The organism is Paenibacillus sp. FSL H8-0317 (genome assembly GCF_045040685.1).
Taxonomy (GTDB): Bacteria; Bacillota; Bacilli; order Paenibacillales; family Paenibacillaceae; genus Paenibacillus.
Window position 1 is genome coordinate 3,392,488 of record NZ_CP150294.1, and the last position, 12,699, is coordinate 3,405,186.

Sequence of the window (12,699 nt, forward strand, 5' to 3'; positions counted from 1 at the left end):
GAAATGGCTGGAGAAGGTTTCAAGTTCAAGAGTCGCCAATGTGGCGACTTTTTTTGTTGATCTGCGTTTGAGGGTCGGAATAATGCATTTCATCCCAATTCGACTCCCAAACCTATGCTAAAATAGTATATTCGAGAGTGAAATTCAGAGTCGATGTCGATGAAAGGCGGATGTTCCCCCATGTTCAATATTGCAATCTGTGATGATGAGGAGCAGCAGCGAGAACGTGTTAAATCGATGCTGGTCTCCTTATCTCTAAAAACCAATTTTGATTTTCAAATTAGCCTATTCACATCTGGTGAACAACTGCTCTCGCACTACAGGGAGGTTGGGGATACATTCAATATTCTCATCTTGGATGTCGAGATGGGCGGAATGAACGGGATTCAGACCGCTAAAGAGATCAGGAACATGAAGTTTCTGGATGTACAGATTATGTTTCTGACCAGTTACCCGGAATATATGGTGGAGAGCTTTGATGTCATGACCTTTCAATATCTGATCAAGCCAATTCAGCCGCAAGTTTTCGAGGAAAAGATGATTAAGCTGTGTCAATATTTTCAGGCATTGGACAAAAAGTATGTACTAATCAAATCAGACTATGATGAACTGCTTTTGAAATATGATGATATTCTCTGGATTGAGGTCGTCAAAAGTTTAACGATCAAGAACAAGTTGAATTTTGTGACTCAGGAAAATGTATATGAGACCAAAGGCATTTTATCCAGCTACGCTACCGGTTTGAAAGACCATGGTTTCTTGCAGATTCATCGCTCAATTATCATTAACCTGATGCATGTTCAGAAGTTTTCCGGCACCCAAGTCGTCATGTTGAATGGAACGGAACTGCCCATAGGTCGCTCCAAGGTCAAGGAAGTCAAGGATGCCTATACCAAATACATGATTATGAGGATTCAATGACATGGATACGTATATGATATTTTCTATCTTCTTCGTGACTTTACTTATGGCATTTCAGGCGAATTTTTATTTTGATTCTGTGTTGGGCAAGTCCAACCGTAAACCGCGTAGAGCGATCTATTTCTTGGTATTTGTCATGTTGGGTTATTTTTATTGGGTTTCTTCCTTCTCTGATATTGGTTCCACTGCGGTTGCTCTGCTATTAATCTTCAGTCTGGCACAATCCTATGAAGTAGAGTTCAAAATCAAACTTGTTTTCACCATCCTGTATGGGGTTCTAATTACTATGGCAAATGCCATCGCTGTATATATTCTCGGTGTTTTGGAATCCGCGGATTACAGTTCAATGGATCAGTTCAACGGAGAAGACCACTGGGTTCTCTCCAAGGTTATGCTGCTTGGTTGCAGCATCATGTTCGTTGTCATTCAAGTTGTCCGTCTCGTCGCCAAACGTAGAAGTTTTGCCGTTCACTATCGGTATTATTTGCTGTTTCTCATCGTACCGATCATTACGATCTATCAGATCAATGTGGCCTCCATATACAGTGAAAAGAACATATTTTACGTCTTTTCTGTACTGGGCTCTCTTTTTCTCAATGTGTTCATAGTCTATGTGTTCGATAATATGGTGGAAAAGGTACAGCTTGCGCATGCAAATGCCCAGTTACAGCGTCAGATGGATCATCAGGATGCCAACTATGAGAAGACCGTTCACAGTTTCAAAAACATTAAAAGCATCATCCATGATATTAACCAGCAGTTTCTGTATATTGATGAATGTATCCAACGTAACGAACTGGCGGCGGCAGGTGACCATATCAAATCTACACTGAATACGATTGAAGGTGCTTACCAGCGGGTGAACTCCGGCAATCTAGTCATTGATGCACTCGTTACAAATACCTTGGCTATGGGGCAGGCAAACGGGATCAAAATCGACACCAAAATCCAGCTTCACTCGCAACATGTGCAGATTGATCGATATGATCTGTGCGTGGTGCTCGGTAACATGCTCGATAATGCGATCGAGGCTTCCAAGAAGGTCAGACAAGCCGAGGATCGATATATCCTGATTGCCATTCACTCCACATCATCTGCACTTGTCATCCAGATTATGAATCATGTGGAGCAACCGATAGTTGACTTGAAAAGTGACAAGCCCAATCCGGAGTACCATGGGATCGGTCTAACCAATATATCGAGAATGTGCGAGAAATATGGTGGACATATGAGTATTGAGCATCAGCATCGGAAATTTAACAACATGGTCGTACTTCCGTTCCACACCGACAACCCCTGAATCTACCATTCAGGGGTTGTTTTTTTCCATTCAGGGTCCGTTTGCGTTCGAACAGTCTCTTCCCGGATATGATGAATTCATTCATAAGAACATTTGAGGGAGGACATAGGATGAAGAAATTAATTAGTCTTTTATGTACAGCGGTGCTTGTAATTACGCCGCTGACATCTGTCAGCGCAGAGGTGAATAACAGTGCAACGATTGAGGCACGGGCGGAGCAGATCGCCAAGGAGATGGTGCAAACCTACGGTGTCACCAGTGTGCAATATGCGATCATGGATGAAGGAGAATACATTTTATCAGATAGTGTAGGACTGCACGATAAGGCATCACAGAAGCCAATAGACAAGGATAGCATGTATGGCATAGGCTCGGTTAGCAAAATGGTTGTTACGGCAGCCGCCATGAAGCTGGTTGATTCCGGTAAAATAGATCTGGATGAGCCGCTTACTTCGTATATCAAGGACTTTAAAATGGCAGATGCGCGCTATACTCAAATCACACCGCGCATGTTGATGAATCATTCATCCGGTCTTTACGGTACACATTATGGAAACAGCATGTTGTTTGACGATAACGACACCCGCAATCATGATGAGTTATTGCTCAAGCTTCAGTCCGAAAAACTGAAATCCAAACCTGGCGCATACTCCGTCTACGCCAATGACGGTTTTCAATTGCTTGAAATCCTGGTTGAACGGGTGAGTGGTTTGAGCTACAGCGAATATATCGCCAAGTATATCAGCGAGCCGTTGAAGTTGGAATCAACGAAGACACCACTAGATTCCTTTGACAGAGCACAGTTATCCGAAACCTATTGGCCTACACTTGAGATGAAGATGCCTACCGAAAATGCTAACATTATCGGCACCGGCGGAGTGTACTCTACCGCAGAAGAATTGAGTCAATTCGGAGAGGTTTTAATGGGGAACAGACCGGATATTCTGTCCGAATCTGCTGTGAAGGCCATGCAATCTCATGAATATCGTAATGGCATATGGGTATCAGATGAACAAAATACGATCAATTATGGCTTGGGCTGGGACGCGGTTGACCTTGCACCGTTCAGCGATTATGGGATTACCGCGCTTGCCAAGGGCGGAGACACCATGCTATATCATGCCGTGTTAATCACCATACCGGAACATGATATTTCAATGGCGGTTCTATCCTCTGGCGGATCTTCCGTCTACAATCAGATGTTTGCCAGCAAAGTGCTGCTGGACGTTCTGGAGGATCAGGGCATCATCGACGATGTTCAGCCTGATCAGAAATTCTCACCACCTGTCAAAGTGAAGATGCCGACGAAGTTGAATGCTTACTCCGGTCTCTATGGTACGGTAGGAGAGACATTGGATATAACGATTAAGGATGGTGAGATGCAACTGCCTGCCTTGTTGGGTGGAATGATTCCAGAGCAGAAATATGTGTACACAGGCGACGAACATTTTACAAGTGCGGATGGCAGTGTGAAAGCTAGTTTTGTGAAGGAACGTAATGACAAGGTGTATGTTAAAGTTCAAGGCATGATAACGTTACCCGGCATAGGCCAAACGGTAATGAACACGTATGATTATCAAAAACTGGATCATAATGCGCTTGACGCAGCAACGAAAGAGAAATGGATAGCTCGTGACAGCTCGAAATATTACGCGTTGGATGAAAAAATAACGTCGATCTTTTATCTGCTTCCATCAATGCTGATCAAGAACCTGTCTGTTGATGCCAAAAATGGCTATGCTAATGGCACGCAAATCATGGATGCAAACAACGCAGAGAATATCGCCGAGATTCCTGTAATGAACGGAAGAGACGCGTTTGATCTGCAATTTTACACAAAGAATGGCGCCGAGATTTTGCTCCAGGATGGGCAGGAATACATTGCCGAGGATGCGATTACTCCAATCTTTGGTGGAAAAAAAGGAATTACGACTATTCCGGCAAACGGTCAAGCCCGGTGGTATGCGATCGACGCCCGCTCGGGTAACAAATCCATCACGGTGGATTCTCCCAAGACCGGAGGTTATGCAGTGTATAATGATAAAGGGGAAATGGTTGACTTCTCTGTAGCAACCAATCAGGAATCGACGAAGCTCCCGAAAAGTGGTTTTATCGTTTTTGGTGGGGACGCCGGTGATGTATTCCAGATCCAACTAAAGTAAAGCAGAAACTTCATTAATGAGTCACATTTGCAACTTATCACCGAAAAAATACAGTTATCAAGGAGTCGCCTGGTGGCGGCTTTTTTGATATTTTCTTTGAATAATTTAACAATCCGGTAACTATTTGGACCTATCACGCGTTATGTTTATGTAGTTATATCTCAGGATTTTAATAACAGGAGGAATTCATTTACCATGGTCAATATACATAAACGTCAAATGAATAAGGAATGGAAAAGAAGAGCAGGAAGACCCATCATTGCAGGTATTACTGCCGGAATGCTGATGGTTCACGGCGTCATCGGCGTGTTGCCATCTCAGGCACATGCGGAAGCATCGGATGTATCCATTCGAAACTGGTATTCGTATCAGCGAATCACTGTACCTGAACTGAAACCTTCTTGGACAGCAAAAGTAGATAACTATTTGAATATGAACGAGACGCACATCGGAGCTAATGCCATCGCAGAAGAAGGAAAAGTATTCACGTTTGCTGGATCGAAGCTGATTGCACTTGATGCGACAACAGGTAAACGGCTGTGGACTTACGGCAAAGACCTGACTCCTTATATTACCTATCAAAGCGGGATTCTCTACGGACTGACCATTGATCACAAGCCATATGCCTTGAATGCGAAGACAGGCAAAGCAAAATGGCAGTCAGGCACATCCACCTGGATTGATACGTATAACCGTACGGAAGCTCTGATTCCAACGGTGGATACCCTCTACGTGATTAAGGGGAGTACAACGTTTGCACTGGATATCCAGTCAGGCAAACTGCGCTGGGAAGCAGATGAACCATTAGGTGAAGGTAATGGTACTGAGTATCTGAGAGAATCTAATGGTGTGGTGCTGAGAACCTTTTTCGTCCAAGGGGCACTTACATCCTTACAGCTTAATGCATATGACAAGAAAACGGGCAAGAAGTTATGGGGTCATTTTGGTCAGGGGGAAGCTCTTCAGATCAAAGACGATCTTGTATACTCAGCGGACTATTATTCTTCGATGTTGGAAAATGACGAGTCTTCACCAGAACGCAAATGGAAAGTGAATGCGTACAATCTGGAGACCGGTGTGTTAAAAGGAAGTCAGGAGTATAAGTGGACCATGCCGGGGGATCCACCGTATGTGAATGGGTATGGAGGGATATTTTCCAATAAAGACAAACTATACATTTTACAAGGGGATAAAATAGCGGAGTATCCGTTGACCTCAACCAAGCCGGGTCCCGCGCCACTTCGAACTTTTCAGCGCCCTTACGGAGAAAATATGGTGTGGCTTGGCATTACACAGGAAAGGTTGATCTTCAAAAACGACAACACGGGAGAACTCACAGGCATTAAGCTGGCTAATGGTCAGGAGGTTCAGTGGCATGGTGATGCCCCCGTTTCTCAGATTGATGTTTACGGTAAAGGGATGTATCGAGCACAACGTAACGGCACACTGCTTGTCCTCAACATGATGTCGGGTCAGTCGGTCTTCCGCGTCTCCACCGGTGGAGATCTGCACAACACGACGTTGAAGACAAACGGAATGATCATCATCCAAGCCGAAGGCAAACTTCTCGGCGTTAAGCTGCCAGCGTCGCTGAAATAAGTGATTTACCCGCATATGCCGCTGAACGAAAATCATGTGAGAAGACCGGATCATGGTATAGCTGCCCATAATCCGGTCTTTTTTTTATTTTTGCGCATAAAACACTGCAAAGTCCAAGTACTTGTACATGCAGTCTGCCACGCGAAACCCCGCTTCCTCCAACCACATCAATTGATCCTCCAGCGTGGCATTGATATCCACCTTGCGTCTTTCGATCGAAGCCGAGATGGCTTCCTCAGACAAACCACTTTGTTGAATCGCTTCTAACCAGCGCTTGCGGTAATAGGTCTCCGTATCGGGGGTTCTTCCCTGAACCTGATCTGCGTTGATGAAGCATCCGCCTGGTTCTAACAGCTTATGTACAGAATCAAACACCTTTTTCTTGTCAGCGTGGGTCAGATGGTGAATGGACAGGGAGGAAATAATCATATCGTAGGAACTGGTGAAATCGTACTTGGAGTAATCCCCGATCACATACTGTACTTGGTTTGCATCAGCAAACCTTCGACGTGCTCCTTCGAGCATTTGATCACTAATATCGATCAGGGTTAATCGCGCGTTGGGATACTTTTGCAGGACCAATCCGGAGAGCAGTCCCGTTCCTGCACCCAGATCAAGAATACGTGGAGAATCGAGCGGGCTTTCCATTAGATCCAGAGCCATTCCATAAAAATCATCAAAACAAGGGATAAGCTGCTTTCGCTGCACATCATAATCTTGGGCTACTTTATCAAACAGCTGCTTTACTGAGAATTCCATGTGCTCATCACTCCTTGAGGTTTTCTCCATATTTTACAAACTGGAAGGGATCAAGGGAAATACTGATTATGGATAAACTCATAGGTTGGACCTATGGGTTCCGAGTCTTTGCCATGGGTAATAACATGTAAGCGCAGAATATAGACAGGGAGGAATGAACCTGATGATTCAACCACGTTCTATTATGATGAGCATCTCGTTAATCGTTATAGTTCTAACACTTGCAGCTTGCTCTGGTAGTAATGAACCTTCGGCTATCCCGGAACCATCAATGCCAGTAGGTGGAACAGAAGAAGCGAATGAAACGAAGCGTCCACAGACCGAAAGTTTTGAAATGTTGACCGCAGATGGCAATCAATCACTAGAGGCGACCTTACAACAAGGAGGAGAATTTTCCTTGTACGTATTCGAGAAATTCACATTTGATGCTGCTCAAGGCCGTCTGTCACTGACTAGTAACGGTGACTATTATGTGGATATTGAACCACTGCCTTCGGATTATAATCTGGCAGAATTGGAGACAGCGGGTAAAGAAGAATTAGAAAAAACCGGTAAGGTATCCGATTATAGTGGAGAACTGGTAGAACACCCGCTTGGTTATGCCGAGCTCTATCTTCAGGCCTCAGGTGAAGAAGGAATTAGTGATTATATGGTCTGGAAATCAGAAGAAGGGAACGCGTTTTTATTCCGTCTTCATAATCCAAAAGGAGAAGAGGCCTCTGATTTCGCCAGCCCGGTCCTTGTTTCGTTATCCACCGTTCAGGGTGATTCGTAACTAGATGACCATAATATTTTCAACGAAGGTCGCCAACTGGCGGCTTTTTTACTTTTGCAGATTGCATGGAGAAGTTGCGAGATGAAATATTCACTTCCATTTGACTTAGAGCACACTCTAAGGTGTAGACTAACATCAGCAACGATCCCAAAGGAGATGAACAGAATGACACAGGAAAATAATACTAGAACTTTACAACATAAAATGGGCTCTGGCTTCAACCATAATAGTACAGCGGAGGATGTATTGAGGGATCTGGACTTGTCAGGACAGCTTGCTATTGTAACGGGTGGATATTCCGGCCTCGGGTTGGAGACGACACGTGCGCTTGTTAACGCGGGAGCCCGTGTAGTGGTGACTGCGCGTCGTCCAGCGGTTGCGAAGGAAGCACTTTCTGGTCTGGAAGGTGTTGAAATAGATGCATTGGACCTCGCTGATTTATCCAGCGTTCGTGCTTTTGCCGAGCGGTTTCTGGCGAGTGATCGGAACATTGACATGCTGATTCTTAATGCGGGCATCATGGCTTGCCCGGAGACGCGGGTTGGTCCTGGCTGGGAAGCTCAATTTGCAACCAATCATCTGGGCCACTTTGCCCTGACTAATCTGTTATGGCCAGCACTTGCAAGTCAGGGGGGAGCACGTGTTGTTTCCTTGGCATCAGCGGGACATCATTTCTCACCGATTCGTTGGGATGACATCCAATATGAACATGGCTATGAGAAATTCCCTGCCTATGGACAGTCCAAAACAGCAACGATTTTATTCAGCGTTGAGCTTGATCGTCGAGGTGCGGAGCACGGAGTACGGGCTTTCTCCGTTCATCCAGGCGGAATTATGACACCACTACAGCGTCATATGCCAAAAGAGGAAATGATTGCTCTGGGCTGGATTGATGAATCTGGACAAGTGGCCAACCCTGCGTTCAAAACACCTGAGCAGGGGGCAGCAACGCAAGTCTGGGCAGCAACTTCACCTCAGCTTGAGGGAAAAGGCGGTGTCTACTGCGAGGATTGTGACATCAGTGAAATGGCTCCAGAGGATGGAGGTTTCTACGGGGTCAAGAAGTATGCTATCGACCCTGAGCAAGCTATTCGTTTATGGGAGCTATCGGCCAAGCTGACTCAAACAGACATAGAACTCTCATAATCATGTAGTTGCGGCAACAAAGCAACGGCTTGCTTCCATGCAGGAGCTCACGGAAAAGTTCAAAATCTAAAGAGAATACGATTAATTATAATGAAAACAACATAATTTCAAACAAAATCTCCTATTTAGCATATAATAAAGAAGGAGCATCTCATTTTCGCGATGGTGCAATCATTTCTTTATGAATTCAGGGAGAGAAAATCATGAATATTTTTGAGCATCAGATACCTTTGGAAAAAGTGAAATTCAATGAACCGCTAAAAAATCATACGTTTATTAAAATAGGTGGCAACGCAGATATTCTCATCCATCCAACAACGATAGACGAAATCACTAAAATCGTGGAAATTGCCAACTTACATCAGTTACCTCTGACGGTTATTGGGAAAGGCTCAAACGTCATTATTAAAGACGGGGGCATCCGGGGAGTAACGATTTCTCTTAGCCACTTCGATCAAATTAAAGTAAGTGAGGACAGCATGATTGCGCAGAGCGGCGTTGATATCATTGATGTCTCCAGGCTTGCTTTGGAGCATAGCTTGACCGGTTTGGAGTTTGCTTGCGGTATTCCCGGCAGCACGGGGGGCGCACTTTACATGAATGCCGGTGCTTATGGCGGTCAGATCGCCGATGTTGTTGAACGTGCGACTGTGATCACCAAAGACGGTACAGTGTTGGAGATCCCGCGAGAGGAGATGAAGTTTGGTTATCGAAATAGTCTCTTCAAAATGGATCACTATATCATACTGGAGGCCGAATTCGGGCTCAAAAAAGGAAACAAGGAAGATATTGCGAGCAAAATGAAGGAATTAACGTTCCTGAGAGAATCCAAGCAGCCGCTTGAATTCCCCTCTTGTGGAAGTGTATTTAAACGACCCGAGGGACATTTTGCAGGGAAACTGATTCAGGATTGCAACTTGCAGGGCACTCGCATTGGAGGTGCTGAAATCTCCATGAAACATGCAGGTTTTATCGTAAATGTGGATCACGCTACTGCCCAGGATTATATGGATCTGATCCAATTTATTCAGAAGAAAGTATATGATACGTTCCAAGTTGAATTGGAAACCGAAGTAATCTTTCTGGGAGAGTAACTTCATTGGAATCATTAGGAGGTCGCCTTTGGCGGCCTTTTTGCATGTGGGAGTGGTACTGAAACAAGTATCCACATGCTAATTATGGTAATATCAGAGTGATTGTATTTAATATTTCATCGTTATCATAAGGAGTGTACATGGAGATGTTCAAGCGTAACAGGAGAATACTGCTAATCACTGCAATGGTAATTTTACTATCGCCCCTGTCAATCTTGGCATATATGTATATGAATGAACGTGCTGGCGGCCTAGCCGATCAACGGATATCCAAGGTTTGGGGATTAAGTGAACCTATACATATTCCTATAGCGAACAGTCCTGAGAGGGCAGTTCAGGAATTTAGAGGTGAGTTTTATACCCCCCAATTCATTCATCAGGAGGCTGTGGACGGGGGCATGATTTTGTTTACGCACAAAAAGGGTCGGGAAAACAACAGTAATCTGCAGATGGAGTATACCCGCAAGAACATATTCGGATGGAAATGGGTATGGGGTGGAGGATATTCCATTAATGAATCAGTTGAATCCAAGTTTGCACTGCATTATATGAGCATACCGAAACTGGAGCAAGTCTCCACTCCTTTTCCCATGTTATTTGGTAGTATTCAAGATTCATCCATCAAACGTATATCCGTAGAGACACAGGAAAATGGAACAGTAATCCCTACCGAAGCGAAACTGGTTGAGGTGAGTCATGGACATCTAATCTGGTATGTTTTCCTTCCTCCGTCAGCGGCTATCCCATATATAATTAAGGGATTTAACGAAGAAGGGAAACTCATTACCCATGAACAAATTAAAGATGCCAATGATAGCGGATCGTTCACTCTGGGGAAATGAGATATGGACTATTAAGGACATAATGTGAAAAGTAAACAACACCATAATCGCTTCAGAGGTCGCCTATGGCGGCTTTTTTTGTTGCCAAAGTAGTACCAACCATTCCGCCAGTGAATGAACCGATCCTGCAAACCCGCGTCACGCAAGCGATTGGCTCATGCTATGGCTGATTGAACGATTGTTGCTGACCCCGCTCTCCCTTAACATGTGAACAGAGGAGCCTGCTCGTCATTCACCATCATTCTGTCAAAGGGGGCCCGCGATCGTATGGCTGAGCTGTCGGAAACATCAACGTTGCAACCCAGGGTTACAGTCAACAAACCCGTCAAACCAAGTTATCTGCGTAACATTCGAAAACACTGGATGTTGTATGTCATGATCCTGCCCGGCATTTTGTTCTATATTATTTTCAAGTACATTCCACTTGGCGGAAGCGTGATTGCATTTCAGAACTTTCAGATTATGAAAGGCATATGGAGCAGCCCATGGGTTGGCCTGGATAACTTCAAGTTTATTTTTACGTATCAGGATTTCTATCATGTGCTTCGGAATACAGCTCTGATTGCCTTATACAAACTGGTGATCGGATTTCCTGCTCCCATCCTGCTAGCGCTATTGTTCAACGAAGTGAGAAAAATGCTTGCCAAACGCTTTTTGCAGAGTCTGTTTTATCTGCCTCATTTTCTCTCCTGGGTCGTTGTCGGGGGGATCGTGTTTGAGGTGCTAGCCTCAGGTGGTTTTGTAAACGCTGTCCGTGGATGGTTCGGGTTCGAGCCGATCCTGTATATGCAGCAGGAGCAATATTTCCGACCTATTGTTGTGCTGTCCTCTATCTGGAAAGAGGTAGGTTGGGGAACGATTATATACCTCGCTGCGGTAAGTGGCATTGACCCCACGCAATATGAAGCGGCAGTGATGGACGGAGCAAATCGCTGGAAACAGACGATCTACATTACATTGCCTGCGTTGTTCCCGACGATCTTAACCCTGTTCCTGCTGAATATCGGCAATTTCCTGGAACTTGGCTTTGATCAGATCTACAACCTGCTGACACCGATGACCTACTCGGTAGGGGATATCATTGAAACGTATGTATACCGCTCTGGTGTCCTGCAAGGGCAATATAGCGTAACAACAGCGATTGGTCTATTTCAGTCGGTGATTGGCTTCATTCTGCTCTGGGTCTTCAATCGGCTTGCGAGAAAATCAGGAGAGGGGTTGTGGTAATGATCAAGCAGACGATTGGAGAAAAGCTGTTCCAAACCGCCAACTACATTTTCCTGACGCTTGCGGCCTTTACGATGCTCCTTCCTTTGCTACATCTGCTTGCAGTTTCCCTGAGTTCGCCTGTTGCGGCAGACTCCAAAGAAGTATTTTTGTGGCCCGTCGGCTTTACTTTCGCGTCATGGAAACACATTCTACAAAGCTCGGGCTTATGGCAATCGTTTGGTGTAACCGTATTCATTACGGTAGTAGGTACTGCGCTTAGTATGTTATTTTCAGTGTTGACCGCTTTTCCGTTATCGCGCAGAGAATTCATGATTCGCAAACAAGTCATGCTGGGCATCGTAATTACGATGATTTTCAATGCCCCGATGATCCCGTTCTTCCTGACGGTAAGGGAACTGGGCATGATGAATTCCATCTGGTCCTTGATCATTCCTGGTGTAATTGGCACATTTAATATGGTCATTCTGCGTACCTTTTTCATGAGCTTGCCCAAAGAACTTGATGACACCGCCCGAATCGACGGTTGCCATGACTTCCGGATTCTGTTTCAGATTTATTTGCCTCTATCCAAGCCGGTTCTGGCTACGGTCAGTCTGTTCTATGCGGTGGGATACTGGAACACGTTCCAGCGGGCGGTACTGTTTCTACGTGATCCAGGGCTCTGGCCTTTGCAGATGAAGCTGCGAGCGTATTTAACCAGCCCGGAGGAACTGGCCCAGGTAAATATGTTTCTTGGGGATTACAACTTCAATACAACCACGTTAAAGGCAGCGACGATACTTTTTGCAAGCGTTCCCATTATTTTGGTGTATCCTTATTTACAGAAGTATTTTGTGAAAGGTTCATTGCTCGGATCACTGAAAGAATAAAC

Annotated in this window: 11 protein-coding genes; 10 read left to right on the forward strand and 1 reads right to left on the reverse strand. The window is 44.9% G+C overall.

Annotation, left to right across the window (positions count from 1 at the left end):
* Positions 1–180: 180 nt before the first annotated feature.
* The 4 genes from MHB43_RS15220 (at position 181) to MHB43_RS15235 (ending at position 5,982) form a co-directional block, all read left to right on the forward strand.
* Positions 181–921 (forward strand): LytR/AlgR family response regulator transcription factor, encoded by a 741-nt coding sequence (locus tag MHB43_RS15220; protein WP_405132259.1) that lies wholly within the window; start codon positions 181–183, stop codon positions 919–921.
* 1 nt (position 922) lies between these two features.
* Positions 923–2,221: a GHKL domain-containing protein gene (locus MHB43_RS15225; RefSeq protein ID WP_405132260.1), complete on the forward strand. Its 1,299-nt coding sequence runs from the start codon at positions 923–925 to the stop codon at positions 2,219–2,221.
* Positions 2,222–2,331: 110 nt separating this feature from the next.
* The gene (locus tag MHB43_RS15230) at positions 2,332–4,383 is read left to right on the forward strand and encodes a serine hydrolase domain-containing protein (RefSeq protein ID WP_405132261.1); all 2,052 of its coding nucleotides are present in this window, start codon (positions 2,332–2,334) and stop codon (positions 4,381–4,383) included.
* Positions 4,384–4,578: 195 nt separating this feature from the next.
* Positions 4,579–5,982 carry a PQQ-binding-like beta-propeller repeat protein gene (locus tag MHB43_RS15235; RefSeq protein ID WP_405132262.1) on the forward strand — a complete coding sequence of 468 codons (1,404 nt, stop codon included), beginning with the start codon at positions 4,579–4,581 and terminating at the stop codon, positions 5,980–5,982.
* A gap of 84 nt (positions 5,983–6,066) precedes the next feature.
* Here MHB43_RS15235 and MHB43_RS15240 read toward each other — a convergent pair whose 3' ends face one another.
* Positions 6,067–6,741, reverse strand: a complete 675-nt coding sequence (locus MHB43_RS15240) for a class I SAM-dependent methyltransferase (protein ID WP_405132263.1) — start codon at positions 6,739–6,741, stop codon at positions 6,067–6,069.
* A gap of 163 nt (positions 6,742–6,904) precedes the next feature.
* Here MHB43_RS15240 and MHB43_RS15245 point away from each other — a divergent pair, with 163 nt between their 5' ends.
* From MHB43_RS15245 to MHB43_RS15270, 6 genes are all read left to right on the forward strand, one after another.
* Positions 6,905–7,516, forward strand: a complete 612-nt coding sequence (locus tag MHB43_RS15245) for a hypothetical protein (RefSeq protein WP_339308384.1) — start codon at positions 6,905–6,907, stop codon at positions 7,514–7,516.
* A 165-nt stretch (positions 7,517–7,681) separates the two neighbouring features.
* Entirely contained in the window at positions 7,682–8,662 is a 981-nt protein-coding gene (locus tag MHB43_RS15250) for an SDR family NAD(P)-dependent oxidoreductase (protein ID WP_339184950.1), read from the forward strand.
* 185 nt (positions 8,663–8,847) lie between these two features.
* Positions 8,848–9,756, forward strand: a complete 909-nt coding sequence (murB, locus tag MHB43_RS15255; RefSeq protein WP_373888062.1) for a UDP-N-acetylmuramate dehydrogenase — start codon at positions 8,848–8,850, stop codon at positions 9,754–9,756.
* Positions 9,757–10,154: 398 nt separating this feature from the next.
* Positions 10,155–10,598: a hypothetical protein gene (locus MHB43_RS15260; RefSeq protein ID WP_405132264.1), complete on the forward strand. Its 444-nt coding sequence runs from the start codon at positions 10,155–10,157 to the stop codon at positions 10,596–10,598.
* A gap of 267 nt (positions 10,599–10,865) precedes the next feature.
* A complete protein-coding gene (locus MHB43_RS15265) occupies positions 10,866–11,825 on the forward strand; it encodes an ABC transporter permease subunit (RefSeq protein ID WP_221819409.1) in 960 nt (319 codons plus the stop codon).
* A 2-nt stretch (positions 11,826–11,827) separates the two neighbouring features.
* Positions 11,828–12,697: a carbohydrate ABC transporter permease gene (locus tag MHB43_RS15270; protein ID WP_083679484.1), complete on the forward strand. Its 870-nt coding sequence runs from the start codon at positions 11,828–11,830 to the stop codon at positions 12,695–12,697.
* Positions 12,698–12,699: the final 2 nt, after the last annotated feature.